This is a genomic window from Lactobacillus gallinarum (assembly GCF_002160635.1).
Classification (GTDB): Bacteria; Bacillota; Bacilli; order Lactobacillales; family Lactobacillaceae; genus Lactobacillus; species Lactobacillus gallinarum.
Map to the genome: position 1 here is coordinate 1 of NZ_NFKZ01000014.1, position 26476 is coordinate 26476.

The 26476-nt window shown below is 34.5% G+C and carries 27 protein-coding genes, 2 pseudogenes and 1 other annotated feature; of the genes and pseudogenes, 20 read left to right on the top strand and 9 right to left on the bottom strand.

The window, feature by feature from the left end; all coding sequences use genetic code 11:
• Positions 1-92, top strand: a 92-nt coding sequence (locus B5E95_RS05990; RefSeq protein WP_143437023.1) for an IS3 family transposase, incomplete at its 5' end; no start/stop codon positions are given.
• A gap of 62 nt (positions 93-154) precedes the next feature.
• Here B5E95_RS05990 and B5E95_RS05995 read toward each other — a convergent pair.
• Positions 155-1372: a MalY/PatB family protein gene (locus tag B5E95_RS05995; RefSeq protein ID WP_087235807.1), complete on the bottom strand. Its 1218-nt coding sequence runs from the start codon at positions 1370-1372 to the stop codon at positions 155-157.
• Positions 1373-1462: 90 nt separating this feature from the next.
• Here B5E95_RS05995 and B5E95_RS06000 point away from each other — a divergent pair, with 90 nt between their 5' ends.
• The 3 genes from B5E95_RS06000 to brnQ all read left to right on the top strand — a co-directional run bounded on the left by B5E95_RS06000 (position 1463) and on the right by brnQ (position 4470).
• A complete protein-coding gene (locus tag B5E95_RS06000; protein ID WP_087235809.1) occupies positions 1463-2293 on the top strand; it encodes an SLAP domain-containing protein in 831 nt (276 codons plus the stop codon).
• Complete coding sequence (locus tag B5E95_RS06005; RefSeq protein ID WP_241146324.1) at positions 2238-2708, top strand: hypothetical protein; 471 nt, start codon at positions 2238-2240, stop codon at positions 2706-2708. Before B5E95_RS06000 ends, B5E95_RS06005 begins: the two co-directional genes overlap by 56 nt.
• Before the next feature lie 63 nt (positions 2709-2771).
• Positions 2772-3021: a binding site (T-box leader), on the top strand.
• A 69-nt stretch (positions 3022-3090) separates the two neighbouring features.
• Positions 3091-4470: a branched-chain amino acid transport system II carrier protein gene (brnQ, locus tag B5E95_RS06010; RefSeq protein ID WP_087235811.1), complete on the top strand. Its 1380-nt coding sequence runs from the start codon at positions 3091-3093 to the stop codon at positions 4468-4470.
• Positions 4471-4535: 65 nt separating this feature from the next.
• Here brnQ and B5E95_RS06015 read toward each other — a convergent pair whose 3' ends face one another.
• Positions 4536-5546: a zinc-dependent alcohol dehydrogenase family protein gene (locus B5E95_RS06015; protein ID WP_087235813.1), complete on the bottom strand. Its 1011-nt coding sequence runs from the start codon at positions 5544-5546 to the stop codon at positions 4536-4538.
• Between the two features lie 166 nt (positions 5547-5712).
• On the opposite strand from B5E95_RS06015, the gene B5E95_RS11060 reads away from it, so the two are divergent.
• On the top strand, positions 5713-5844 hold the full coding sequence (locus B5E95_RS11060) for a hypothetical protein (RefSeq protein ID WP_087176397.1): 132 nt from the start codon (positions 5713-5715) through the stop codon (positions 5842-5844).
• Positions 5845-5991: 147 nt separating this feature from the next.
• Positions 5992-7446, top strand: a pseudogene (locus tag B5E95_RS06025) (FAD-binding oxidoreductase).
• A gap of 66 nt (positions 7447-7512) precedes the next feature.
• On the opposite strand, the gene pepV reads toward B5E95_RS06025, so the two are convergent.
• The gene (gene pepV, locus B5E95_RS06030; RefSeq protein ID WP_025006397.1) at positions 7513-8916 is read right to left on the bottom strand and encodes a dipeptidase PepV; all 1404 of its coding nucleotides are present in this window, start codon (positions 8914-8916) and stop codon (positions 7513-7515) included.
• A 163-nt stretch (positions 8917-9079) separates the two neighbouring features.
• On the opposite strand from pepV, the gene B5E95_RS10915 reads away from it, so the two are divergent.
• The 4 genes from B5E95_RS10915 to ppc all read left to right on the top strand — a co-directional run bounded on the left by B5E95_RS10915 (position 9080) and on the right by ppc (position 13526).
• Entirely contained in the window at positions 9080-9208 is a 129-nt protein-coding gene (locus tag B5E95_RS10915) for a hypothetical protein (protein WP_241146327.1), read from the top strand.
• Positions 9198-9530, top strand: coding sequence for a toxin MazF (locus tag B5E95_RS06040; protein ID WP_087235818.1), 333 nt, complete (start codon positions 9198-9200; stop codon positions 9528-9530). Before B5E95_RS10915 ends, B5E95_RS06040 begins: the two co-directional genes overlap by 11 nt.
• A 152-nt stretch (positions 9531-9682) precedes the next feature.
• Positions 9683-10726, top strand: a complete 1044-nt coding sequence (locus B5E95_RS06045) for a serine hydrolase domain-containing protein (RefSeq protein WP_087235820.1) — start codon at positions 9683-9685, stop codon at positions 10724-10726.
• Between the two features lie 61 nt (positions 10727-10787).
• Entirely contained in the window at positions 10788-13526 is a 2739-nt protein-coding gene (gene ppc, locus B5E95_RS06050) for a phosphoenolpyruvate carboxylase (protein WP_087235822.1), read from the top strand.
• A gap of 63 nt (positions 13527-13589) precedes the next feature.
• On the opposite strand, the gene B5E95_RS06055 is transcribed toward ppc, so the two are convergent.
• Together B5E95_RS06055 and B5E95_RS06060 are read right to left on the bottom strand one after the other, a co-directional pair.
• A complete protein-coding gene (locus B5E95_RS06055) occupies positions 13590-13880 on the bottom strand; it encodes a TraX family protein (protein ID WP_025006455.1) in 291 nt (96 codons plus the stop codon).
• 434 nt (positions 13881-14314) lie between these two features.
• Positions 14315-15538, bottom strand: coding sequence for a metallophosphoesterase family protein (locus B5E95_RS06060; RefSeq protein ID WP_087235824.1), 1224 nt, complete (start codon positions 15536-15538; stop codon positions 14315-14317).
• A 153-nt stretch (positions 15539-15691) separates the two neighbouring features.
• On the opposite strand from B5E95_RS06060, the gene B5E95_RS06065 reads away from it, so the two are divergent.
• Positions 15692-17059, top strand: coding sequence for an FAD-dependent oxidoreductase (locus B5E95_RS06065; RefSeq protein WP_087235826.1), 1368 nt, complete (start codon positions 15692-15694; stop codon positions 17057-17059).
• Between the two features lie 131 nt (positions 17060-17190).
• Here the strand turns inward: B5E95_RS06065 and B5E95_RS06070 are convergent, their stop codons facing one another.
• Together B5E95_RS06070 and B5E95_RS06075 are read right to left on the bottom strand one after the other, a co-directional pair.
• Entirely contained in the window at positions 17191-17451 is a 261-nt protein-coding gene (locus tag B5E95_RS06070; RefSeq protein ID WP_051519018.1) for a DMT family transporter, read from the bottom strand.
• 216 nt (positions 17452-17667) lie between these two features.
• Complete coding sequence (locus B5E95_RS06075; RefSeq protein WP_241146325.1) at positions 17668-18741, bottom strand: ABC transporter substrate-binding protein; 1074 nt, start codon at positions 18739-18741, stop codon at positions 17668-17670.
• On the opposite strand from B5E95_RS06075, the gene B5E95_RS11155 reads away from it, so the two are divergent.
• The 4 genes from B5E95_RS11155 (at position 18706) to abc-f (ending at position 21437) form a co-directional block, all read left to right on the top strand.
• Complete coding sequence (locus tag B5E95_RS11155; RefSeq protein ID WP_236697271.1) at positions 18706-18828, top strand: hypothetical protein; 123 nt, start codon at positions 18706-18708, stop codon at positions 18826-18828. The genes B5E95_RS06075 and B5E95_RS11155 overlap by 36 nt on opposite strands.
• Positions 18829-18847: 19 nt before the next feature.
• Positions 18848-19342 carry a kinase gene (locus B5E95_RS06080; RefSeq protein WP_087235830.1) on the top strand — a complete coding sequence of 165 codons (495 nt, stop codon included), beginning with the start codon at positions 18848-18850 and terminating at the stop codon, positions 19340-19342.
• Between the two features lie 14 nt (positions 19343-19356).
• Entirely contained in the window at positions 19357-19653 is a 297-nt protein-coding gene (locus B5E95_RS06085; protein ID WP_087176407.1) for a MazG-like family protein, read from the top strand.
• Positions 19654-19931: 278 nt separating this feature from the next.
• Positions 19932-21437, top strand: coding sequence for a ribosomal protection-like ABC-F family protein (gene abc-f / locus B5E95_RS06090; protein ID WP_087235832.1), 1506 nt, complete (start codon positions 19932-19934; stop codon positions 21435-21437).
• A 40-nt stretch (positions 21438-21477) separates the two neighbouring features.
• On the opposite strand, the pseudogene B5E95_RS06095 reads toward abc-f, so the two are convergent.
• Positions 21478-22057, bottom strand: a pseudogene (locus tag B5E95_RS06095) (NAD(P)H-dependent oxidoreductase).
• A 556-nt stretch (positions 22058-22613) separates the two neighbouring features.
• The gene (locus B5E95_RS06105) at positions 22614-22922 is read right to left on the bottom strand and encodes a hypothetical protein (RefSeq protein ID WP_241146326.1); all 309 of its coding nucleotides are present in this window, start codon (positions 22920-22922) and stop codon (positions 22614-22616) included.
• A 234-nt stretch (positions 22923-23156) separates the two neighbouring features.
• Between B5E95_RS06105 and B5E95_RS06110 the strand changes: the two genes are divergently transcribed.
• The 5 genes from B5E95_RS06110 (at position 23157) to B5E95_RS06125 (ending at position 26456) form a co-directional block, all read left to right on the top strand.
• Positions 23157-23879 carry a hypothetical protein gene (locus B5E95_RS06110; RefSeq protein WP_087176410.1) on the top strand — a complete coding sequence of 241 codons (723 nt, stop codon included), beginning with the start codon at positions 23157-23159 and terminating at the stop codon, positions 23877-23879.
• A 123-nt stretch (positions 23880-24002) separates the two neighbouring features.
• On the top strand, positions 24003-25031 hold the full coding sequence (locus B5E95_RS06115; RefSeq protein ID WP_087176411.1) for a YeiH family protein: 1029 nt from the start codon (positions 24003-24005) through the stop codon (positions 25029-25031).
• Positions 25032-25147: 116 nt separating this feature from the next.
• Positions 25148-25438 (top strand): APC family permease, encoded by a 291-nt coding sequence (locus B5E95_RS11065; protein WP_272867346.1) that lies wholly within the window; start codon positions 25148-25150, stop codon positions 25436-25438.
• Positions 25439-25452: 14 nt separating this feature from the next.
• On the top strand, positions 25453-26073 hold the full coding sequence (locus B5E95_RS06120; RefSeq protein WP_272867347.1) for an amino acid permease: 621 nt from the start codon (positions 25453-25455) through the stop codon (positions 26071-26073).
• Positions 26074-26186: 113 nt separating this feature from the next.
• On the top strand, positions 26187-26456 hold the full coding sequence (locus tag B5E95_RS06125) for a hypothetical protein (RefSeq protein WP_087235836.1): 270 nt from the start codon (positions 26187-26189) through the stop codon (positions 26454-26456).
• The last annotated feature ends 20 nt before the right edge of the window (positions 26457-26476 follow it).

The following is a 26476-nucleotide window of genomic DNA, read 5'->3' on the forward strand; positions in this document are numbered from 1 at the left end:
AATACTATAACGAAGAAAGGATAAAGAGCAGATTAAAAGGCTTAACTCCGAAAGAATATCGGAATCAAGCCTCTATTAATCCTGTATTTTAAACTGTCTAATTTTTAGGTCTCAGTTCAATTTGAATATTCTTTGCCTTTTAATTTTGTCGTTCTTACCATTCTGCATTAAAAGCATATTTGTCCATGCGTTTAAATGCATCTTCGATGCGAGAAGTTGGTGAAGCTAAGTTTAATCTAATTGAAGTTGGACCTTGAAATAGTCCACCATCTTGCCAGCCGATGCCGTAATCCCAACCACGTTCAAGTAACTCAGTTTGCGTTTTATCATGTTCTTTAAGCCAATCCGTGCAATCGAGGAACATCATGTAAGTTCCTTCGGTCTTAAAGGTTGATACTCCATTGAAACGCTTAGTTACATAATCGTAAGCTAGATTTACATTTTGAGAAAGAACTGGCAAAAGTTGATCAAGCCAATTATTTCCTTCGTCGCTGTAAGCACCAATTAAAGCATGTTCTGAAAAGACATTCATACTATTGTAAACAGTCTTTTTACCCACGCTTTGGATTCGTTCACGGATAGGCTTATTGTAAATAACGCTGTAACTGCCAATTAAACCTGCAAGGTTAAAAGTCTTAGATGGAGCGTAGAAAGCAGCAGTGTGCTCTTTGGCCCATTCGCTAACTAATTGGGTAGGAGTGTAATGATGATCATTCATCATTAGGTCAGACCAGATTTCGTCAGAAATTACCCAGACATTATTTCTCTCGTAAACTTCCATTGCCTTAGTGATTTCTTCTTTAGTCCAGACACGACCAGTTGGATTATGAGGATTACAGAAAATCGCAACATGAATTTGATTTTCCTTAATCTTTTTATCCATATCCTCATAGTCCATTCGCCAAGTACCATTTTCATCTTTAATTAAAGGTGAGTGAACGATTTGATAACCGTTGCTTAATACAGCGTTAGTAAAGCCCATATAAGTTGGTGAATGAAGTAAAACTTTATCACCTGGTGCTGCAAAGACTTTTAAGGCAGAAACGACGCCGCCAAGTACACCGTTTTCGTAGCCAATATCTTCTTTAGTTAAACCTGGTACGCCCTTGCGTTTTTTGTGCCAATCAATGATTGCCTGGTAGTAGGCGTCGCTTGGTTGGAAATAACCAAAGAGGGGATGCTGGGCACGTTTAATAATTGCTTCTTGAATTGATTTAGCCGTAGGGAAGTTCATATCGGCCACCCACATCGGGATTGTATCAAAGCCTTCTTTTGGTTTTGATGGTGCAAAACCAGGTAATTTTCCTACTGCATCAACGGCCATCGCGTCTTTGCCATGACGATCAATCAATTCTGTAAAATCGTATTTCATCTAATACCTCCATAAAAGTGTGTTGATCTTATTGTAATAGATGAACTAGCAAAATTGTTAATATTTGTTTGATTATGAAAGGAGCTCAAAATGAAATTAAACAGAAAATTTACAATCAGTGTTACTGCAGCGCTTTTAGCTGTTGCGCCAGTAACGGGCGTAGTTAGTCTTCCTAAAACTAATATAGTTTACGCTGCAAGACAGTCTGTTAGTGGCAAAATCAAGGTAACTCAAACTTACGCTAGTTATTTTGCTAACGGCAAGAGACACCCGGTTAAAAAGGGGAAAGTTTTAAAGTATTATGGTACACCTAAGTACAAACCGTTTGATCCAGGCAGCTATTATTTTGGTGAACTGCAATACAATTTAAGTAATAGTGGCTTATTATCATCTGACTATGTTAAACAAATTTCTGGCAAAAATTGGATCACAGTCATTAACAATGGCTATTTGTATAATGCAAAAGGGAAACGACTATCTACTAAGATTAAACGTGGTCAAACTTTAGCTTATACTGGCAAAGTTAAATCAACTAAAAACGGTAAATATTACTTTTATGAAAATAATAAGAAAAAGCGCATCCCTTATTACAAGATTAAAGGACACGAATATTACAAGCTTGGTCGCAATCGTTATGTGAAAGTGGCTAATGTAATTGCTGTTAATGGTAATTATTTAATGACTACTGGTGAGACGACTGGGGTAGTTAAGAACAATAACGTCAGAACTTTCATCAATTCAAATGACTACAGTAATGATTCTACTATGGCACCTAGTGATAAGTACTTAAAGAAGGGGCAAAAGCTAACCTTTGACCAAGCAGTAACTTTTGTAAGTCAATTGGACGATTTTGATCATGATCCTTATGATTATTACCGTATTAATGGAAGAAGTACAAAAAGTTTTACGCTTGGGCTATAACTTGGTAAAAATTGAACATCGGGGTTACGTTCTACCTAATATCTATAACAGCAAGAATAATTGGCAATATATTACTGATCGTCCGGTATGGAATTTCGGCAAAGATAGTCATTTTTGGCTAGGATATACGGCTTCAGATGTAAAGAAGAAGCAACCATTAGATATTAAGAAAATCGCTGAAGAGAGTACAAAAAAGCCAGCTTTAAAGAAGTTAGTCAAACAATATTACGGCCTTAAAGGTAATCGATTCTTCATCTATAATCGTCAAGGCAAGTTGATCAAAAAGTTAACACTTAAGAAAGAAAAGATTTTTAAGGTTAAAGGCCATCGGATCGTGAAAGATCAATATATGTACCAGATTGGTAAGAATCAGTATACTCAAAATTTGAGTTATCGTTGGGTCATTAAAAAATAATATTAAAAAAGTGTTGACATTGATGATAATTTGATTAAAATAATTATTAACAATTTAATTAGTCTGAAAACAAAGAGAAAGAAGAGTAGTTTAATTCGAATTTGCAGCGAATCTCGTTAGGTGTGAGGAGATAAAGGTAGAATTGAATGAAAATCACTTTCGAGTTCTATTTCTTAATCTTGTAGTAAGAAATGGTGGGAGCACCCGTTATAGTGCCTGCGTATCGCTGAAGTTTCTTCGGCCGCACGCGAAAGGTATTGTTAGTAATAACAATATAAATAAAGGGTGGTACCACGCTAGAAGCGTCCCTCAATCAAAGCAATTTTGGTTGAGGGACTTTTTTTGTGATCAGATAATTCTTAATTCTCAGGAGGATGAGTGTATGAATGATGAAAAATCTCGTAAGTTGACCTGGAAGCAATATTTAGTCGTTGCTTCTTTGCTATTTGGATTATTCTTTGGGGCTGGTAACCTGATTTTTCCACTTCACTTGGGACAGCTTGCCGGTGCGAATTGGGGGACAGCCGCAGTTGGATTTCTGATCACTGGTGTGTTATTGCCTTTACTATCAGTGCTTGCCGTAGCCATCACCCGTGCAGGTGGTGTTTACGACATCGGTAAACCATTAGGCGCCGGCTTTGCCGTAGTATTTATGGTATTGATCCATGCGACTATCGGTCCTTTGTTTGGTACACCAAGAACAGCAACTGTTTCATTTACTGTAGGTGTAGCACCATTTATCCCTAAGGATATGCAAACTGTCGCATTGTTAGTATTTTCAGCTGTGTTTTTCTTATTAGCATTTGCATTTTCATATCATGAAAACAACATCTTGTCTAATGTTGGTAAGGTTTTAAACCCATTATTTTTAGCACTTTTATTCTTAGTTTTCGTTGTAGCATTTCTTAATCCATTAGGAAATCCACAAACTGCTGCTGTTACTGCTGCTTACAAGCATTCAGCATTAGTTAACGGCTTCCTTGAAGGTTATAACACTATGGATGCCTTAGCTGGTTTGGCTTTTGGTGTTACTGTTGTTACCGCTGTTCGTTCAATGGGTCAAAAAGATCCAAAGAGTGTTTCAAAGGTGGTTGCCAAATCTGGTGTAGTTGCTATGGGTGCCGTAGCTTTAATCTACTTACTTTTGATCTTGATGGGTGCAATGTCATTAGGTCACTTCAAGGTATCAGATAACGGTGGTGTTGCATTTAACCAAATCGTTAATGAATACGGTGGTCTTTTTGGTCAAGCATTACTTGCATTCTTGTTAACTGTTACTTGTTTAACTACTGCTGTTGGTTTGGTTGCCGCATTTGCACAAGATTTCCATAAGCATTTCCCAAAGGTTAGTTATCACGCATGGCTTGCTCTTAGTTGTTTAGCATCATTCTTTGCTGCTAACTTTGGTTTGGATCAAATCATCGCTTGGTCAACTCCAATGTTGATGTTCTTGTACCCATTATCAATGGTCCTGATCCTTTTGTCAGTATTTTCACCATTGTTCAAACGTGATAGCGTAGTTTACTTCTTTGTAATCTTGTTCACGGTAGTACCTGCATTAGGTGACATGGTTGTAGCATTTCCAGCAGTTGTTAGTCAAAGCCAATTTGGTTTAATGGTTACTTCAGTTAGAAGTTCTTTGCCACTTGCAAGTATGGGACTTTCATGGTTAGTACCTGCATTAGGTGGTTTGGCAGTTGGATTAGTATTCCACGTCTTTAGAAGAAAGAACTTAGTCACTGCACAAGAAGAATTTGAATAAAAATAAAAGCTTTTCTACTCATGCAAAATACGTGAATAGAAAAGCTTTTTCAGTATTAATTTTAATTACTTCAAATTATTAACCTTCACAACAGCTTTGGATACATCCTTTAATTTACCTGAAGTAAATTGCTCAACTTCACCTAAAGATAATTCATGTGAGATTAATGGTAAGACATCGACTTTATGTGATTCAAGTAGTCCAATGGCATCTTCAAAGCAGTATGGATTGATAAATGAGCCTTGAATCGTTAATTGCTTTTGATAGATTTCATAAGAATTAATCTTGAATTGTGACTTAGGGTTGGCCACGCCAAACATTAATACTTGTGCACCACGCCGCGTAGCAGCAATTGCTTCTTCTTGGGTAATAGGATTACCGACAGCTTCTACTACAATGTCGTAAGCATTGTTAGGAATCTTGTCTCCTTGAGCGGTATTAAAAGTAGTGACATCAAAATGATCATGATTGAGCTTTAATTTCTCTTTAGAAATACCAGCTAAATCCACCTGATGAACGCCCATTGCCTTTAAAGTTTGAACGAATAATTCACCCATAAAGCCGTCCCCGATGACTAATGCTTTTTGATAGGGATGCAATTTTAACAAATTTACACCATGTATAGCACATGAAAGTGGTTCGGTGACTGCAGCTGCCTTAAGTGAAAGGTTATCTGAAATAGGGTAGACAACTTTAGCTGGCGCGGTGAAGTATTCCGCAAAACCGCCATCACGAGTGACACCTACAGCGGAAAGGTGTTCACAAAGTTCTGGTCGAGAAGTACGACAGTAGTAACATTGACCACAGTAAATATTAGGGTCAACAGTTACTCGATCACCAGGTTTAATATTGGTGACATTTTTGCCAACCTCTTTAACAATCCCTGAGTTTTCATGACCTAAAATAATAGGTGGATTTGCTTGAGCAGAACCTGGTAAACCATTGTAAAGTTCACGATCTGTGCCGCAAATACCGGCATAGGCTGTATGAATTAAAACTTCATCATCTTTGACCTCTGGGGTGGGAACTTCTTTTTCTTCTAATTTTTTAGTTACTGTTAAAACTAATGCTTGCATAATTTTTCCTCGATTCTTCATGAATAGAGTAACTCATTTGAAGGCAAATGTAAGTACTTTCATAGATGAAAATTATAAATTATTAAAGCTTTTACCAATAAAAGCAGAAAAATAGTGTTGCCAATAAAAATTAATATAATATAAGGATATGAAACGAGGTAATAATATGAAGAAATTTGGTAAATTAGGTTTAGGAGCCTCAGTCGTTAGTTTATTTGCTTTATTAGTTGGAAAGAAGTTAAATGATCAAGTAGATAAAAAAGATGCTGAAGATCGCGGCGTAAGTAAAATAGACTAAAAGGAGCTGGATGGGATACCATTCAGTTTTTTATTTAAGTAAAAAGTAAGTGCATCTTACTTTTTAAGCGCACTCATCAGCAACTATAATAACGATAGTTACTTAATTAAACATAACAACAGAGTATATAAAAGGAGAGCAAAAATAATGGAGTATCATAAGATCAATCAAGAAGATTTGAAAGCTTTAAGTTCTTATATTGCTGATCCTGCGCGCCTTATCACTAATCCAACTACGCACTGGGATCACGATCAATTCAAGACCGTTCGTGCTATGCCAGACTTGGTCATTCAACCGGTTACTAATGAATAAGTACAAAAAGTCGTTAAATATGCTAGTGATCATAATATTCCGATCGTGCCAAGAGGCAATTCAACTGGCTTGATGGGAGCCAACTTGACAGTTGAAGGTGGTATTTCACTAGACATGATTAAAATGAATAAGTTGCTAGAATATGATCCAACATCATTAACTATGACTGTACAGGCAGGGATGCGGTTGATTGATATTGAAAAATTCTTAGCAAATAAACCATTTTCATACATGCCAGCACCAGCGATGCACTGGGCTTCAATTGGTGGTAACGTTGACACCGATGCTGGTGGCTTAAAGGCTGTCAGATATGGCGTAACTGGTGAACACATTCGTCAATTGAAAGTAGTTTTGACTGATGGTAACTTATACAAGTTTGGTGCTAAAGCTGTTAAATCTTCATCAGGTTACTCACTCAAAGATTTAATCATTGGATCAGAAGGTACTTTAGGTGTAGTCACCGAAGTAACGATGTGGCTTTATCCAACACCAAGAAAGTCAATTAACGCTTTAATTCCATTTCCAACATTAAATGATCCGATCAAGTCAGTACCAGCAATTTTGGCTTCAGGCGTAGTACCTACTACAGTAGAATTTATGGGTAGGAAAATTATCGATCTCTGGGAGAAATACTATAATGAAAAATTCCTAGTTGATACAGGAGATGGCTTTATTTTACTTCGTTTTGACACCTTCACCGATGGAGAATTGCAAGCTGAATTAAAGCAAGCTGTTGCCACTACCAAGCAATTTAAGTCAGCAACACCAATTGTGCTTGATGCTAACTCAGAAGAAGCAAAGACCATTTGGAAGTGTCGTGAAGATTTGTTGTTAGCTATTCAAAAATCAACGCCTAAGATGGATGAGGTAGATATTTATGTACCAATCAATCATATTCCTGATGTTTTGGATCAAGTAGATGAGCTTGAAAAAGAAATAGGTATGAGAATTCCTAACTTTGATCATGCTGGTGACGGTAATTTGCACATCTATCTCTGTTCAGACAATATGAGTGATGAGGAATACAAAGAAAAGAGCGATAAGGTAATTACAGAACTTTACAAGACTGCTAAAGCCCTTGATGGTAACATGTCTGGTGAACATGGTATTGGTTATGCTAGAAAAGATTGGTTCGAATGGTACTATGGTGAAGACTATACTAACTTATTAAGAAAGATTAAAAAGGTCTTTGATCCAAACTCTGTTTTGAACCCAGACAAGATTTTCCCATTACAAGATAATAGCAAGTTGACTAATTTAACTTATGTAAACGAATTGGTAATGAGCTAAAGCAATAGAATAAAAGAACAAAAAAGATGGTCATTTTCCTGTGAGAAAAAGATCATCTTTTTGTTTTTAAGCTTCTTTTGTTAATTCATAAATTGCTTCGGCGTAAATGGCAATTGAATCAATCAAGTCATCAACTTTCATGTATTCGTTAGCTTGGTGCATAACCATTGGTGCATCTTCTGGTTGAGCACCGAAGGCTACACCATGCTTGAATAGACGACCATAAGTACCACCACCGATAACAACTTCGTGGCCTGGTTTACCAGTTTGATGTTCATAAACCTTGAGTAAGGTCTTAACTAATGGATCATCACCTGGTACGTAGTGTGGTTCTTCAAATGAGTTGAATGAAGCAGTTAGGATATCACCAAATTTTTCTTCAACTTGCTGAACCATCTTGTCTGGATCAGTACCCTGTGGGTAACGGATATTATCCTTTAAGATAGCATCACCATCAGCCTGATATTCAAAGATACTTGGTGCACTTGAAAGATCACCCATTAAATCATCATGATGAGCAACGCCAAGCTTTTCACCCTTAAAGTCTTCATGTTCAACATCAGCTAAGAAGTTAAGATAATTCTTGTCGCGTCCAGCGAAATCGAATTGATTGAGGAACTTACCTAAGAAAGTGGCAGCATTGCGACCAACTTGAGGAGCAGAAGCATGAGCACCTTGACCAGTAAGTTCGATCTTAGCCTGATCGCCATTAATTTCAAACTTACCTTCTAAGTCATTGTCAACTAAAAACTTAGTGAATTGTTTCTTAATATTTGCTAAATCACTTCCACTAATAATAGCGTAAGCCTTTTGTGGAGTAACATTTTCAGCAATACCGGCAGTAAACTTCTCAAGTTTTGCATTGCCCGTTTGATCATCATCTTTAAAGTTAAGTATCAAAGTATAAATTCCCTGCTCACCGTTAATGATTGGGTACTCTGCATCAGGAGAGAATACTTGATCTGGAGTAGGTTCGTGCTTTAAGTAGTAATCAATACCAACCCAGTTAGTTTCCTCATTAGTACCAACGATGAAGTCGATCTTTTTCTTAGGAGTAAAGCCAGCTTCTTTTAGTAAAAGCATGCCGTAGTATGCGGCAAGGGCAGGACCTTTATCATCTGCGGAACCACGACCGATGATTTTTCCATCCTTAATCAGCATCTTGAATGGGTCGGTATTCCAACCATCACCTGCAGGAACTACATCCATGTGACCTATGATGCCAAGACGTTCTTCACCATCACCATAGTCAACGCGACCAGCATAGTTATCAACGTTCTTAATATGAAAGCCATCTCTTTCGGCAAATGATAAAAACTTCTTCATTGCCTTAACTGGGCCAGGACCAACAGGGTATTCTGTAGAAGTATTATCTAAATCTTCAGAAGAATCAATGGCAATTAATTCGCCTAAATCGCGTAAAATATCATCTTTCTTAGCAGCAGCTAATTTCTTATAGTCTAAGCTCATATTTTTCTCTCCCTTAATTAAAATTGATTAATAATATTTTATCAGAAATATTTGATTCTTACTAAAAATTGGATCATTTAACTACTTCCTACAGTCTTTAAGATACCTCAATATTACTACTGCTATAAATGTTTTTTTAAAGAAAGTAGTTGCAACGGGAGGTATTCCTTTTGAATTGAAAGAAACGCCAGAACAAAAAGCAACAAGAGATTTGGTACAAACCATTTCAAAATTACCTCATAAAGAAGCTAAATCAACGAAAGATATCGAGGATTGGCTGAATGAGGACTAACGATATTGTGGATGTTTTTGTAGCATATACTGATAAAACAGGTGGTAAAAGCAGACCAGTTTTAATAATAAAATTAACCGATGCAAAAGTTTGGCTACTAAAGATTACGTCGAAGTACACCGAGAAAAGTGAAAATATAAGAAAGTACTATTATCCAATTTTTGATTGGGAAAAATATAATTTTGATAAACCTTCATATATTGATACAAAAGAATACTTGATTGCCAATATTAATGACTTAAAAATAACAAAAGTTAGAAGTTATTTTTCATTAACTGATTTGAAAAGATTAAAGATATTTATTGATAACAATTGCCAATAGATTAGAGAAGAAGCTTGATTGCTTCTTTTTTTATACTCAAATGCGTAATGTACAAATAAATTTGTTTTCTAAAACCAAAATAGATTATCATAAATGTAAAGTTGATCTTGAAATGTTACCGGGAGTAAAAAGAAATGAGGTAAAGAGCGACTATGCATCGAAAAAAATTCTTCTTATACAGCTTGATAGGAATCTGCGCTTTTTTACTATTTTTATTCGTTATACCTTTGGGCGACAGGATGGATAGTGGTATCAGAGATTCACCTAAGCAGCTTAAAGAATATATGAAGTTTCATCATATTAATGGTGTAATGTTAGTCAACGATAAAAAGGATAAAAGTCAACCAATTGTCGTTAAAAATAATGAAACTACTAACGAAGAGCAGATAGTAAAAGCAGATCAGTTGTTTCCGATTGCTTCTCTTCAAAAAATCATGACAGGAACTGCGATTAATCAGCTAGAGGAACAAAAACAGCTCAGTTGGAATACACCTTTATCAAAATATTTTCCTCAGGTTCCGGGTAGTAAGAATATTACAATTCGTGAATTAATGAATCATACAAGTGGTTTGATTAATAATGCTCGTCCATCATCTCCACTTAAGAATCAGCAAGAACAGATTGCTTATATGCTAAAATACATCAAGTATGATCATATTCATACTTGGGATTATCAAGACATAGATTATGAATTATTAGCAGCAATTATCAGTCGTATAAACAACACAACTTATAATAATTATGTTCAAAATAATTTTGCAAAGCCGCTTCATCTTCACAAGGTTAAGGATTTTTCCGAAGTGTCTCAAAAAGAAGTCACTCAACCTATGGTTAATAATGTCAATTGGTATAAAGTAACTATCACGACTTCTTCTGATTTTGGTGCCGGTAATTTATTTATGTCACCAAATGATTACTGGAAATTTGTTTATGACCGTGTTCTTAAAGATCCTAAAATGATCAATAAATATTCTCGTCAAGCCCAACATCAGGAAGTAGCTTACTTCGGTGGAGTGTACTTCAAGGGTAATGTTATTCGCGCAGATGGTAGTATCCCTGGATACAATTGTTGTTTTGTCGCTAATTACAAGACTAAACGAATGATTATGCTATTTTCTAATAATATTAATTACTTTAAGTTGAAGAGAGCCGCAGATCATATCCTCCATGACTATATGGGCGTAGGATTATTTTAATTCCTTTTTTACACTTTTCATGATATTTTAGTCTTAGTAAAAGTAGAAAGGAATTTCGGACATGACTGTTAAAAAATTAGAGAATAGCAGCGATGTAAATGTAGTGACTGAAGAAGTTAAGATTTTAACCGACTTGCTTAACGAATCTACAGAACAATTAATTGGTAAAGAACTTTTTACTAAGATTCAAAATTTAATTAAGATTTCTGCAAATAAAAATTATCAAGAACTTGAAGATCAAATCGCCAGTTTAGATAATCGTGAAATGATCGTCGTTGCTCGTTATTTTGCTACATTACCACTTTTGATTAATATTTCAGAAGACGTGGAATTAGCCAGCAAAGTTAATGTATTGAACAATACTGATCATGATTACTTGGGGAAATTAAACGACACTATTAATATTGTTGCGCAAAAGAAGAATGCCAAAGAAATTTTGGAAAAGGTAAATGTAGTACCTGTTTTAACTGCACACCCAACTCAAGTTCAAAGAAAGACTGTGCTTGAATTAACGGATAAGATTCACACTCTCTTGCGTAGTTATCGTGAAGTTAAAAATGGCATTATCAATCGTGATGGATGGACAGAAGAATTACGTGCTTGCATCGAAATTTTAATGCAAACGGATATTATCCGTGGCCATAAATTGAAGGTATCCAACGAAATTACCAACGTATTGACTTACTATCCTAAGTCCTTAATTCCTGCAATTACTAAGTTTACTGCTCGTTATAAGGAATTAGCTAAAAAGCATGGCTTGGATATTGCTAATGCTACACCTATTACAATGGGGATGTGGATCGGCGGCGACCGAGATGGTAATCCATATGTTACTGCAGATACTTTGAAATTAAGTGCAACACTTCAAAGTCAAGTCATTTTTGAATATTACATCAAACAAATCAATCAACTTTATCGTTCGATTTCTTTATCCACTTCTTATATGAAGCCTTCAACTGAAGTGATGCATTTATCTGAATTATCAAATGATGATTCGCCATTCAGAACTAATGAACCATACAGACGTGCTTTCTACTATATTGAAAGTCGTTTGGTTCGTACTGAACAAAAATTACTAAATATCACTAATCAACATAGTTTCCTTAAAGAACGTGATCTTGAACATTTAGATCAGATTCCTGTTTATGAAGATGCGCAAGAATTTAAAGCAGACCTAGAAGTTATTAAGCGTTCATTGGAGGAAAATCGCGATCAAGCAGTAGTCAAGAGTTACTTCACTGAAATTTTAGAAGCAATTGATGTTTTTGGCTTCCATTTAGCTACAATCGATATGCGACAAGATTCTAGTGTTAATGAAGCATGTGTTGCAGAACTACTTAAGAGTGCAGAAATTTGTGATCATTATAGCGACTTAAGCGAAAAGGAGAAGGTAAGTCTTTTACTTAACGAATTGGATAATGATCCTCGTAATTTGCACTCAAATAACAAGCCTAAATCAGAATTATTGCAAAAAGAATTGAAGATTTACAAAACTGCTCGTGATCTTAAGGATCGTTTAGGCGAAGATGTGATCAAGCAACATATTATTTCTCATACTGAAAGTGTTTCAGATATGTTGGAACAAGCAATCATGCTCAAGGAGTATGACTTGCTCGACAACGAAAATGCTCGAATTCAAGTTGTACCTTTATTTGAAACCGTTGAAGATTTAAACAATGCACGTGATATCATTAAAGAATACTTGAATTTAGGCATTGTTAAGAAATGGCTTGCTTCTCAACACAATTATCAAGAAATAATGTTAGGCTACTCAGATTCTAACAAAGATGGTGGCTACTTAGCTTCATGCTGGAATCTTTACAAGGCTCAAAAAGATTTAACTGCTATCGGTGAAGAATTAGGCATTAAGATTACTTATATGCATGGCCGTGGTGGTACTGTCGGTCGTGGTGGTGGTCCATCTTATGAAGCAATTACCGCACAACCATTTAAGTCAATCAATGATCGTATTAGAATGACTGAACAAGGCGAAATTATTCAAAACAAGTACGGCAATAAAGATACTGCATACTATAATTTAGAGATGCTAGTTTCAGCCACAGTCGATCGTATCACTTCTAAACAAATTGTTAGTGAAGACCATATTGCAGATTTCCGTTCATCAATGGATAAAATCGTTACTGAAAGTAATGAAGTTTATAAGAAATTAGTCTTTGAGAATTCAAACTTCTTAAATTACTTCTTGCAAGCAACACCAATTAAAGAGATTTCAAATCTTAATATTGGTTCACGTCCAGCTTCGAGAAAGAAACTGTCTGACTTCTCAAGCTTAAGAGCTATTCCATGGGTATTTTCTTGGTCACAAAGTAGGGTAATGCTCCCAGGCTGGTATGGTGTAGGTTCTGCCTTTAAACACTTTATCGATGCTGATCCAAGTAATTTAAAAGAATTACAGATGATGTATCAAGGCTGGCCATTCTTCCATTCATTACTTTCTAATGTGGATATGGTTTTATCAAAATCTAATATGGAAATTGCCAAGCAATATGCTGAACTATGTCAAGATAAAAAGACAAAGTCAGTCTTTGACATTATTTATCAAGAATGGAAATTGACTAGACAAATCATTCTTCAAATTGAAGGACACGATGATCTACTTAATGATGCACCCAAATTGAAGAACAGTTTAGCAGCCAGAATGCCATATTTTAATATTTTGAACTACATTCAACTAGAAATGATCAAACGTGATCGTGAAGACGAAATTCAAGGCGTCTTCCAAAGTATCATTCCAATTACTATTAATGGTGTGGCCTCAGGACTTCGTAATTCGGGATAGAATTTTTATATTAATAATTAAAAATAGGATGATTGTATATAAAAACTACAATCATCCTATTTTTTAGCCTAATAAGCAATATTTAAGCATCATTAAAATCCACAGATGTGCTGGATAGACAATATAGAAGAAATATTTAGTTAGCAAACTCTTTTTGCCTCGCTTACCATTGTAAAGAAGTATAAATGGGATGACAGCAATCATCATCCACTCACTATCAAAGGTTAGGGAAGAGTATAAACTAATGTTAGCGACTTGAGCATTATGAATTGCTTTAATTAAAATCAAAAAACACCAAATAAAAATGCCAATTGATTCGACTGTCAACTTATGATAAGCAAAATAGAAGATCAATAAAACTGGTAAAAGATATAATCCACCTTCAAAAGGTAAGCTAAAAATTCCTAAGATAATTGTTAGAAGTAAATAGCACCGCGCTTTTTATTTTCTCTAAATAATTCTAAACTCCAAATTAATCCTAAAAAAATTGTCAAAGTGACTAAGATATTGTTACCTTCTAGGATTGAATAAATAGGTATTAACATGGTCGAAAATCATGAAAATAACAGCTATTGTCTTTAATTGATTACCATCCAAACTAAATATTTTTTTATTCATCTCATCATCCTTTATTGAATTACTTTGATAATTATTATCCTGTATTATTTAAGCGATACAATAAAAACTTAAAACGAGATAAATAGTTTTGATACATATGTCTATGAATCCAAGACTACATCCAATATATTTTTTACCTCTTTAAAATTATTTTGATGGGCAGAATTAATCTAAAAATCAATATCTAAATGCCAACTATCTTGATTTACTGCCAGTAGTGAATCAAGATAGTTTTTCATTTCCGGTAATTTTTGAGCAATTAGCTGGTAAGCATGATTAGTTTTAAGTTGAGCTTTTTGTTTTTCAGAATAGTTGCTTTTTCCAATAAAGAAATTCCAGTTTAATTCATCAATAAATTGAGTTATTGCTGTTTGTTCATCTCGATCAGTTACTGCTTTATAGAGCCAGCTCATTTGAGTGTGATTGGTGAAATTAAATAGCCCAGCTAAATATTGATGAAAATTTTCGGTTGGTAATTCTACTTTTTCCTTATCAGTTAAATAATGTGTCATGTTAAAACTGTGACGCTGATAAGAAAAGCGAGCAGGTGAGAGATCAACAACACCATAGCCTTGATCTGTCATGGCAAAACAAGAACTAGCTATATCTGGAGTTGAACAGGAATTACCGCGAACGATATTCTGCGCATGAATATGTCCAGAAAAAACAGCGGTCACTTTATATTTAGTGCATAATTTTTGTAACTCTGACGTATTATCCAGAGTATAACCACCATGAATAACCTGATTATGGTCATATAAATTATGATGCATAAATATTAAACTGCGTTGATTGTTCTTTTTAGCTTTTTCCAAATCATTTTCAAGCCATTGCAATTGTTTGGAGGATATTCTTCCATTAGTAATTGGAGTAAGTCCTTGATGACTGTAAATATTAGAATCTAAAAAGATTAAGTGATACTGGCTATTTAAATTCACACTATAAAACAATTCTGCACTATCAGTATTTTGATAACCGTCTGGAAAAATTGCTTTCCAGTCAAAAGGACTAATTTGTTGTGCGTACAATTCCTTTTCATTTTCAAACTTACGGGCCCAACCATCATAAATGTCATGATTTCCAGGTACAACAAAAAGATGAACACCAGCCGCTTTTAATGGAGAAAAAATAGATCGTAGTTTTTTAGCTGATGCTAATTCACCGTTAAAGGTTAAATCGCCGGTAATAATTAGTGCAGTAGACTTGTCTTCAATTATTTTGCGAGTAAAAGCTGTTAAAGCTATTTCTTGATAATCCAAATCTTTTCCAGCACTCGTATCTCTCATCCGTTGAAAGGCTGATCCATTATCATGCAATTGATTGGCAATTAAGTGAGTATCTGAAATGATAAATAATTTTGCATGATCTTTATCTGTAATAAATTTAGCAACCATTAAATCACCTTCTTAGAATCAATTATAATGGAATTCTTTTGTGAACATAAATTATCTAGCTCTAAGTCATATCAATTAACTTTGGTAACAGTAAGTGTTAGGGTAAAAGTGTTACAAAGCCAACATTCAATCTAAAAAGTTAGGAGGATTTTTATGGATAAGAGAAAAATAGTTATTATCGGAGCTTCTCATGGTGGTCATGAGGCCGCTTTTGAAATTTTGAATCACTATGACAACGTTGATGTCACCGTTCTAGAACAATCTGATTATATTTCATTCATGTCTTGTGGAATGAAGCTTTATCTTGAAGGTGAAACTACTGGCATTAATGATGTTCGTAATTTCAGAGCCGAGGATTTAAAGAATAGAGGCGGCCACATGTATAACAATACTAAGGCCACCGCAATTAATACTTACACCAATACTGTAACTGCCGAAAATGTTAAAACAGGAGAAAAGAAAGATTTTCATTTTGATAAATTGATTATTTCATCTGGTGTAAATCCAGCGAAGCTTTCAGTACCTGGCAGTGACTTAAAGAATGTTCTTTTAATGCGTGGTTACGACTGGGCAAAAGAGATTGAAGTAGCTAAAAACGATGATAGTATTAAAAACGTAGCAATCATCGGCGCTGGTAATGGAATTGCTGCAGCAGAAGTTATGCGCAAAGCTGGCAAGAACGTAACTTTAATTGATGGTGGTAAGAAGCCACTTGAGAAATATTTAAACAATACCTACACTGATGTTTTTGAAAAAGTTTTAACTAAAAATGGCGTTAACCTAGCAATGGATACTATGGTTAAGGGCTTTTCTGGTAACGGACGTGTTGAAGCAGTTAAAACTAATCATGGTGATATTCCAACTGATTTAGTAATTGAAGCAATTGGAGTTAAGCCAAACACAGATTGGCTTGATGGCACTATTGATCTTTATGACAATGGTTATATCAAGACTGATGAATACTTTAGAACCAATGTACCAAATATTTATGCAATTGGGGATGCCGTATTCCCATATAGTATTCCAGCTAACCGTCGGGTTCCAATCCCATCTGCCATTGCTGCTCGTCATGAAGCACAATATGTTGTTGAGCACTTATTTGAATTAACACCATCCAGACCATTTACTGGAATTGTTGGTGCACAAGTGCTAGAAGCATTTGGCATGCATGCTGTAACTACTGGTTTAAACAAGAAGAATGCAGAAAAGGCTGGTATGGATGTGGCAGAAATTACATTGAAGGATACCTTGAGACCAGATTACATTCCAGCAGACAAGAATCCAGAAATTTACATTTCATTGGTCTATGACAAGAACAGCCATCAAGTTTTAGGTGGCTCCACTTTGTCGACATATGACATTACAGGTCAAGCTAACGTATTGTCTCTTGCAATTAGAGAAAAATTGACGTTAGAAGATTTAGCTGAAGCTGATTTCTTCTTCTCACCAAGTTTCGATCGTCAATGGAACATGGTAAACTTAGTTGCACAAAAAGCATTAGGCTACGATAAGATTGTTTAATAAATTAAATTGAATAAAAAAATACTCTGTAACTATTAAGCAAAAGCTGTTAGTTGCAGAGTATTTTTATGCTATTTTCATGTAGAAATCTTTATTACGATAATAGAAATAATAAGCAAAATTACAAATATTCAGGTAAGCCAATTCATCTGGTCATGAAAAAGAACAACTCCTACAATTACAGATCCCACTGCACCAATACCCGTCCAAACAGGATAGGCGATTCCAATAGGTAAATGCTTCGAAGCAATAATTAAGCCTGCAAAACTAGCTATCATGCCAATGATAGTGATAATAGACCAGCCAATCTGATGAAATCCATCGCTAAGTTTCATTGCTGTTGCCCACCAAACTTCACATAATCCTGCTAATATTAAGTAAATCCACGTTATCTTTTTTACTTTCTAAAACTAAAAAAAGCAACCAATACACTTCTTCAAAGACCTAATGAAGTGTATTAATTGCTCTTACAAGTTTGTTCTCCGGTGGGAAGAATATTGTATTTTCAGTTTAATTTTAACAAATTTACAAAAGTTTGACAGTTATCTCAATATAGAAATTATATTTTTAAGGAAGAATATTTATAATTGGATTATAATGTAGGTTTATTAATTCTTGCTAAAACCAGCTTCATACCAAACATCAGCTGAAGGTTTAAGCGACCATCCAGTAATTTTTAAATTTACTGCAGTGATTGAATAAGTACCAGTTGTTGGTACGACATATGCATTTTTATACATCCATTGTTGCCATTCATGCATTTTCTGCACGCGGTATTTTTCATTAAATGCTTTTTTAGAATCAATTTCATCTAATAATTTATTATTCATTGGTGAAACAAAGTGGGCAAAATTATAAGGCATTTTTTCTCCATAGAATACAGCAGGAGAGGGATCACCCGATGGATCCCAAGCATTAGATAAAACATCAATTCTAGGATCAATTGATTTAATTGCATTAACCCAATTATTAAACTCCATTGGACGTCCTGTTAAAAACTTAACCTTCAAACCAATCTTTTTCCATTCCTGAATATAGTTTGTCCATAAAGCTTCTACATTAATATCTGAAACGTGAACAGCTAAATTAATAGTTAACTTTTTTCCATTAGGTTGTAGACGATATCCTGTTTGCTTATCTTTTTTATAGCCAGCTTGATCTAATAATTTATTTGCTTTTTCTAAATTAGAGGAATAAACCGGAACCTTAGCATCATGAAATTTACCAAATTGAGCAGGAATTAATGAATTAACGCGGTAGTCTAATCCACGGAAGAATCTCTGGTTAACTTGATCGATATTCATTGCATGAAGCATAGCTTTTCGTAAGGACAGATTATTCATCTTAGTATGTGGATTTTGAACATTTTTACCTAGTTTTTCATCCCATTTTCCAACTTTAAAGGCAATAAAACTATAAGTCATGCCCTTTTCTCCAACAAAGTTGACACCTTTAGTATGTTTTACTTCATCATATTGCATATTAAGTACTTGAGTTACATCAAACTTTTTGCTTTTAATTGCTTGTGATGAACTAGTTGTAGAAACAGCACTAATTTGAACGTGTTCAAAGTTGGGCTTTATGGAATAAATGGTCTTCGAAAAACTCAGAGTAACGGAAAAATTAATGTTGAAACTATCTGTGATATGCTTGCTGCTTCCGCTGGATTGCTGATGGGACAAAGAGGCAATATGGTTCCGATAGTGACTATCCGAGGATTTGAATATGAATTTGATAGGGATGCAACAATAAAAGATGCTGTTAATTAAGAAGGAGGTACTATGTCTTATGTCCAACTTAATCATTCTTAGAGGTAATTCGGGTAGTGGCAAAACTACTTTATCTAAGCAAATCCAAAAGAAAATAGGTAAAAACACTCTACTCATTCCTCAAGATACAGTTCGAAGAGAAATGTTAAATGCAAAAGATGGAGCTGATAATCCAGCAATCTCTTTGTTGATGGATTTATTGGGGTATGGTCATGAGCATTGTGACTACGTAATTTTAGAGGGAATCTTGAATGTTAAGTGGTATGCTCCAGTGTTTAAGAAAGCAAAAGAATTATTTGGAGACAGAATTAATGCCTATTATTTTGACATTCCTTTTGAAGAAACAATGAAAAGGCATCAAGGACGGCATATTTCTTCTTTTGGCGAAGAAAAAATGCGTTCATGGTGGCTACAGAAGGATTATATTGGTTTTATTCCCGAAAAGAAATTCACGATTGATATGAGTTTGGAAGATGAACTAGAAGTTGTGATGAATGACGTAGTAAAAAGATAAAGGGGAATACTAGTTTGATTATTGATACGCAGAAATTACAAAAAGCAGTTATCGAGAATAAGAAAAATCATGGTTTCAATACTACCGATGTAAAATTTGAGTTGCTTTTACTGTATGGTGAAGTTAATGAATTATTTCAAGCATGGTTAAAAGACGATCATGACAACATAAATGAAGAATTAGCTGATGTAGCAATTTTTCTCTTAGGAATTTCTGAAATGCTAGGTAGTGACTTAGGTGAAGATATTGTAAAAAAGCTAAAGATCAATGCCAAAAGAAAATATACAGATGGTAAAAAGATAGAAGGATAAATAGTATCAAAGTATCCAAAACAACTTGCCAATCTAATATTTTCATGTTATTCTAGTTTTATCAATTGAAATTCATTTTATGGAAAGAAGGGTCGCCATTGCGTCTTTAATCTTGCAAATTCAAGCATAGTTGAATAATTATTCCAGATTTATGACGGAGAGACTATGCACTTTTGACAAGATTAAGGATAGGCGATACCTTCTTTTTCTACGCGTAAAATACTGAAGGAGAGTCTGCACTTGTCGGAAGTGTAGGCTCTTTTTTACGAGGCGATTTTATGAGCAACATTAGAATTTCAAATTTATCATTCAGATATGATGATAGCAGTGAAAATATTTTTAATAAATTGAACTTAAACTTAGATAGTACTTGGAAACTAGGACTTGTGGGCAGAAATGGACGTGGTAAGACAACATTTTTGAACTTGCTGCGTGGAAAATTACATGGTCTAGGCGAGATTCAAACTCGGCTAAGTTTTTCATATTATCCAATTAAAGTTGAGGATCAAAAGAATATTACCTTATATGAGTTACAGAAGCATGTTGCTTTCGAAGAGTGGGAATTAGAACGTGAGTTGAATTTAATGAGTGTCGACCCCAACTTGTTATGGCAGCCGTTTAATACTTTAAGTGGTGGTGAGCAAACTAAAGTTTTACTGGCATTGTCTTTTACAGATAAAGATTCTTTTGCTTTAATTGATGAACCTACAAATCATTTAGATGAAGACAGTAGAAAAGAGATTAGCAATTATCTAGGTAAGCATGAAAAGGGCTATATCGTGGTTAGTCACGATCGTGATTTTTTGAATCAAGTAACCGATCATATTTTGGCGATTGAAAATACGGAGATTCATTTGTACCAGGGAAACTTTACTGCATATGAAGATACGAAGCAGAAAAGAGATCAGTTTAACCGCGAGAAGAATCAGAAACTGAAAGGCGAGATTCGTACATTGAATGAAAGTCGTTTACGTCTAAAGGGATATTCAAGTAAATCTGAAAATCAAAAGAACGCAAAGGCTCACTCTAATGAAATTCATGCGTATATTAATAAGGGCTTTTACAGTCATAAAGCTGCTAAAGTAATGCAGCGCTCCAAAAATGTTGAACGAAGAATGAACGATGATATTCAAGCAAAACAAGGCTTGATGACTAACATTGAAGATATTCCAGAACTGACAATGAATTTTCAAACTAATTACCATTCGACTTTACTTGAAGCGCAACATCTTGATTTGCAAATAGATGGTAAAAATTTATTTAAAGATCTAAATTTAGTGGTTAAAAATCACGGTATTGTTTCTCTTGAAGGAAAGAACGGTTCTGGCAAATCGACTTTCTTGAAAATGTTGTTAAATAAAACATTTTCAGTCACTTATCAAGGTAAGTATGAACTAGCAAATGGTTTATCGATTTCATATTTGCCACAAAATTTTACAGAATATCATGGCACTTTACACAATTTTGCATATGAACATAAAATTTCTTATGAGGAATTACTCAATAATTTGAAAAAGATGGGCTTTCCACGAGCAAGTTTTGTGACACCGATTGAAGAGATGAGTATGGGACAGCAAAAACGAGTAGCACTGGCTAAATCTCTAGTTGAACCAGCCGACTTGTATTTATGGGATGAACCAGCAAATTATCTAGACGTTTTCAATCAAAATCAACTGATTGAATTATTGAAAAAGGTCAAACCTGCCATGTTGTTGATTGAACATGACGAATACTTCATTGAGCAGGTGACGGATCACAGAGTGAGATTGGATATAGCAGAATAGAAAGAAGCACGTTACTGGTTAGTTAGTAACGTGCTTTTGTTCAGATCTTTTGGACTAATGATTCTAAATATTGTTTTCTTCTTTGAGCAGAACTTTTATCAATATTGCCAAAGCTTAACCATTTGATATGTTTCATCCCTAATTGTTTCAAGGTTGAATTGATGAAAACACTTTTAATGGCACTACCGCAGAACATTTTCAAATACCAGGTGGGTGAGGTAGAGTCGTCATTACTTCAACACGCTGAATATTCTTTAAATGCCCAATGACACCAGTAGCACCAACATTATATGCAAATTGTTTTTTCATGACTTTATCGATGAAGCCCTTAATAATTGCAGGGGTATCATTCCACCAAACTGGGAAGATAAAGATACGGCGATTAGCTTCTTTCAAAAGCTTTTGATATTTTTTAACGTTAGGATCACTGGTTTTACCAGCTTTAAATAAGGAAAGTTTACGCGCATCATATGCTGGGTTAAAGTTATCCCAATATAGATCTATAGCTGAAAATTCTTCCTTTCTTCCTTTCTTGCTTTTAAGATTTGTTGAACTTTTGTGAAAATTGCGTGGTTGAAGCTTTTATCGTAAGGATGAGCGTAGATTATTAATGTCTTCATTTTTCTTCTTTTCTCTATAAAATATATAAAACTGATGCTTATATATTATTTCCTAATTAAACCAAAATCAGGAAGGTATGAAATTTGTATATTTAGAAAATATCTGTCGATGTTCAATAAGAGATTTTTTGCGGAAGATCGACAGACTGAATATTTGTTGATATTATGCGAAAGCCGCGTGATGGCTCGGTCTATTGCAGTAAGTATAACGCTAGGGGCAGTTGGCAAACTCGTCATCAATCTAGCAAAAGTTTATGCGATAATAAAAAAAGCTAACCGTAGTTTGTGGACTTTGACTAAAATTTAGAATAAAAAGTAAAACTATATCATTTTCATAAATTTGAATTTTCTTAGCAACTTACTAGAAAGGATTCTAAATTTGACAAAATGTAAGGCTAACAAGATTTATATTGTAGATTTTAAAGAAATAGGAAAAGAAAAGGTAAAATTTAATGTATCTAGAGAAAGTATTAGCTAAAAAAGCCTCCTAGAGAAAAATTCCCTAAGAGGTTTTTAATTGTTTATTGATATTTTAAGACAACTAAATTATTTCTACTTATAACGAAGCCCATTTCTTGTGGAAATGTTTGAACAAATTTTGATTTTCAGACAATAATCGAAGAATCCCTTGCTGATCACTGACTTTTGCTCCAGCTTCACTAAGGTAAAGCGTAATTGTTGCCAGACCTTGATAATCAATGTTACCTAAGTCCAGATCAATTTCCTTACCATCCTTAGTAGTTATCCCAAGTAAAAGGTGATCAGGATTGAAGTTGAAGGGACTTAGACGGACAATTTTACGATAAACAATAGCGGCTTCTTGAACGTTAGAGAGATTGATTATTGTTTGATCTTTACTGGTCAAATTGAATAATTGGGCTAACTTTTTAAAATCGTTATTGCTGTATGAAGTAATCGTTAATTATTTTTCATCGACTGACCAGTATTGGTTAAAACATGCTGGAAAGGTAATGCCGAGTCCTAAAATCAAGACGACAATGTGTTTATCCACGATACTAGCAATTGTTACTTTGCAGATAATCATTATTTTAGGTACAATTTGTCTATAATGAACGATCGGAGGAAACAAGGCAAGATTGTGAAGCATACAAATAAAATAAGATCAGCTATTTTTAGAAGATTGCATTATATTTTTGATATTGTAATGTTCTTCGTTTCTTTAGCTGCTGCTGTGGGACTATTGATGTTTCATAAAGCAGAGACAACAGATAATCAGAATCATTTTGTACATTTAACGGCTTCTTCGAAGAATAAAAATAAAAAAACTGAAATTCCTAAATCACAACTAGCAATAGGTGAAGCTTATGAATTAATTCCTAAGAAAAGGATAAAAAGATATAAAACAATTCAGGATGCATATGGTTATAGTTATCGCAAGAAACTAAAAAGACCTAAAATTACATATTTAGCTAATTTTTATTTAGCCCCTAATTATGCTTCTAAAGATACGCTCGTTAAAGATAATTTGTATATTCCACTTAATGGATGTGTTACAGCACTTTTTAAGACGCCACAAGCAGGACAATATAATTTCGTTAATTCTGATTTAGGTTTCAACAGTCTTAAGCACTATGTGCTTAATGATTCACACAAATACATCCAAGTCATGCAGTTTAAAAATTATGCAAAATATGGAAAATTTGCAGTACCAAATGTAACTAACAATACTTTGAATCTCACTCTTAATGCGGGCTCTAATAGATATTTAAAATTAAATGAATTTACAATTAAAAGAGTTAACAGTATCGATTTATCGCAAAAGGCCCAGCAATTACAATTATTTGGTGGTTATTCAGTATAAAATATGACATAAATGTGCTTTTTTAAATGAGCATTACTTAAGCTAATGAATATGGTATGATAAGAACCTGAAATGCTAATTTTTTAATTAACAAATAATACATTCTGGAGGAAGATTAAAAAAATGAGTATTATTAGAACAAAATCATTTTGGTTAGCGACAATTCTAACTTTAATTTGTTCAGTAGCTGGTATTTTATTAGCTAAATTACCATATGTTAATTTAATTGGAGCACTAGTTTTAGCTCTTTTACTAGGAATTTGCATGCAATTAACTCCTGCTAGTCTTCAAACGGAAGCTAAAGGTGGCATCAGTTTTATTTCTAACAAGTTTTTGAGATTAGGAATTATTTTGTTAGGTTTTCGTCTTAATCTTGAAAAATTGGCAGCTGCCGGCATTAAGACTATATTAGTTGCCGCAGTAGCTGTTACTGGTACAATCGTTCTTACTTACTGGTTAAGTCATAAGTTTGGCGCTGAAGATGAATTAGCAATTTTATCAGCTTGCGGTTGTGGTGTTTGTGGCGCCGCGGCAGTAATGGGAGTTTCTCCTCAAATTGAAACTAATAATGAAGAGCGCAAACGAGAAAACGAAGTACTTGCTGTAGCAGTAGTTTGTGTCATGGGAACAGTTTTCACATTACTTGAAATTGTTCTAAAACCAATACTTGGCTTAACTAATGCTCAATTTGGTATCGTAGCTGGTGGTTCACTTCATGAAATTGCTCATGCAGTAGCTGCAGGCGGTGCCTTTGGTGAAATAAGTTTAGACAATGCTTTAATTATGAAATTATCCCGCGTTTTATTACTAGCACCAGTAGCTTTAATCGTTGGTTATTGGTATCAACACCGTTTAGTAGAAGAAAGTGTTATAGATCACACCAATAAACCTAAGAAATTACCAATTCCTTGGTTCTTGGGTGGATTTATTTTGACAAGTATTTTAGGTACTTTTTTGCCATTATCTGCCACCTTCTTAGACGCATTAGTCCAGGCTGCATATGTCTTCTTGGGTATGGCAATGGCCGCTTTAGGGATTTCTGTCAACTTTAAGGTGATTTTTAAACGTGGCGGCGCAGTATTTGGAGCTGCAGCTATTAGTTCATGTTGTTTATTAATTTTCATGATTATTATGAGTAAATTGTTCTTTTAATCGAGTAAAAATAGGCTGTTAATCAGCTTATTTTTTTGACTTAAATTAAGTAAGTTTAACACCGCAAATTATTATCAATAAAATATATAATGAGGTGAACGAAATGGAGGAAGATTATGAAAAAACAGGGACAAAACAAATCCATTGGAGTAGTGGGAGCTACTACCATTGGTGTTGGCGGCATGATGGGAGCAGGGCTCTATACTTTGCTTGGTCTTGCAGCTAAATCTGCAGGAATTTGGTTACCATTATCATTTTTGATTGGTGGGGTTGTAGTTGCTTTTTCTGTATACTCATATTCCAAACTAGGGATGAAGTATCCGGATCGTGGTGGTGCAGCAAAATTTTTACTAAAAGGTTTTGGTGATGGCCTTCTAGCAGGTGGACTCAATGTTTTCAGTATTTAGGCTGGATTATAGTCATGGCATTATATGCCGCTGGATTTTCAGAATATGCATGTCAATTGACTGGCCTCAATAATTCCAGTTGGATTGGCAAAGCAATTAGTATCGCTATCGTAATTTTAGTGGTTTTTATTAATGTATTAGGTTCAAAACAAGTAGCACGTGCCCAAACAGCCATTATTGCATTGGGACTTATTATTTTGATTGCCTTTATAGGTTTTAGATTAGCTCAGGCTTATGTTCCTTTGATTACTACTGCAGATAAAGGTAATGGAATTATAGGAATCCTTTCTGCTGCTGGTCTACTTTATGTAACTTATGAAGGGGTTGGTGTAGTTACTAATACAGCTGGTAATATGAAAAATCCTAAAAAACAATTGCCAATAGCACTATTTTTATCGTTGATCATTGTAATGTTAATTTATATCATAGCTAGTGCAATAGTAATTATGACCATCGGTGTTAAAGTGGCAGTAGCAAATCAAGGACATGTTTTAGCTACCGCTGGTGAAGCTGTGTTTGGAAAAGTAGGCATGATTTTAATTGGTTTAACTGCTTTGGTTGCGACAGCGTCAGCTGTTAATTCAACTATGTTCGGTGATGAAAATTTGGGCATAAGAATTGCTAAAGTAGATTAAATTCCACCTAAATTTGGAGCAATGACTCACTTTGGTGAAACACGGGGCTATTTTTTACTAGCTTATTAGTTTGTATTTTTGTAGTCATCTTCCCATTATCATCAGTAGGAGAAATGGCAAGTTTAGCATTTTTGCTTGTATATGCTATGGTTAACGTAGGACATTTGCGTTTGGTAAAACAAACGGGAGCTAACCGCTTTTTATTAGTAATTGCTGTTATTCTTAACTTAGTATTATTCGCATTGCTTTTTGCTCAAGCTATCATGAATGGTGAAATTTTAACTTGGATTGCAGTCATCTTCTTATTAGTGATTAGTTTTATTATTGAATATATCTGGCGTAAAAAGAATCATCAAAATATGCATTGGTTAGGTAAAAACTAAATAATTACTTACTAAAAATG

What these genes read in the sequence shown, in the direction of transcription:
- B5E95_RS05995 (WP_087235807.1), bottom strand. Translation starts at nt 1,372, where the DNA reads ATGAAATACGATTTTACAGAATTGATTGATCGTCATGGCAAAGACGCG.
- B5E95_RS06000 (WP_087235809.1), top strand. Translation starts at nt 1,463, where the DNA reads ATGAAATTAAACAGAAAATTTACAATCAGTGTTACTGCAGCGCTTTTA.
- B5E95_RS06005 (WP_241146324.1), top strand. Translation starts at nt 2,238, where the DNA reads ATGATTATTACCGTATTAATGGAAGAAGTACAAAAAGTTTTACGCTTG.
- brnQ (WP_087235811.1), top strand. Translation starts at nt 3,091, where the DNA reads ATGAATGATGAAAAATCTCGTAAGTTGACCTGGAAGCAATATTTAGTC.
- B5E95_RS06015 (WP_087235813.1), bottom strand. Translation starts at nt 5,546, where the DNA reads ATGCAAGCATTAGTTTTAACAGTAACTAAAAAATTAGAAGAAAAAGAA.
- B5E95_RS11060 (WP_087176397.1), top strand. Translation starts at nt 5,713, where the DNA reads ATGAAGAAATTTGGTAAATTAGGTTTAGGAGCCTCAGTCGTTAGTTTA.
- pepV (WP_025006397.1), bottom strand. Translation starts at nt 8,916, where the DNA reads ATGAGCTTAGACTATAAGAAATTAGCTGCTGCTAAGAAAGATGATATT.
- B5E95_RS06040 (WP_087235818.1), top strand. Translation starts at nt 9,198, where the DNA reads ATGAGGACTAACGATATTGTGGATGTTTTTGTAGCATATACTGATAAA.
- B5E95_RS06045 (WP_087235820.1), top strand. Translation starts at nt 9,683, where the DNA reads ATGCATCGAAAAAAATTCTTCTTATACAGCTTGATAGGAATCTGCGCT.
- ppc (WP_087235822.1), top strand. Translation starts at nt 10,788, where the DNA reads ATGACTGTTAAAAAATTAGAGAATAGCAGCGATGTAAATGTAGTGACT.
- B5E95_RS06060 (WP_087235824.1), bottom strand. Translation starts at nt 15,538, where the DNA reads ATGGTTGCTAAATTTATTACAGATAAAGATCATGCAAAATTATTTATC.
- B5E95_RS06065 (WP_087235826.1), top strand. Translation starts at nt 15,692, where the DNA reads ATGGATAAGAGAAAAATAGTTATTATCGGAGCTTCTCATGGTGGTCAT.
- B5E95_RS11155 (WP_236697271.1), top strand. Translation starts at nt 18,706, where the DNA reads ATGCTTGCTGCTTCCGCTGGATTGCTGATGGGACAAAGAGGCAATATG.
- B5E95_RS06080 (WP_087235830.1), top strand. Translation starts at nt 18,848, where the DNA reads ATGTCCAACTTAATCATTCTTAGAGGTAATTCGGGTAGTGGCAAAACT.
- abc-f (WP_087235832.1), top strand. Translation starts at nt 19,932, where the DNA reads ATGAGCAACATTAGAATTTCAAATTTATCATTCAGATATGATGATAGC.
- B5E95_RS06115 (WP_087176411.1), top strand. Translation starts at nt 24,003, where the DNA reads ATGAGTATTATTAGAACAAAATCATTTTGGTTAGCGACAATTCTAACT.
- B5E95_RS11065 (WP_272867346.1), top strand. Translation starts at nt 25,148, where the DNA reads ATGAAAAAACAGGGACAAAACAAATCCATTGGAGTAGTGGGAGCTACT.
- B5E95_RS06120 (WP_272867347.1), top strand. Translation starts at nt 25,453, where the DNA reads ATGGCATTATATGCCGCTGGATTTTCAGAATATGCATGTCAATTGACT.
- B5E95_RS06125 (WP_087235836.1), top strand. Translation starts at nt 26,187, where the DNA reads ATGGCAAGTTTAGCATTTTTGCTTGTATATGCTATGGTTAACGTAGGA.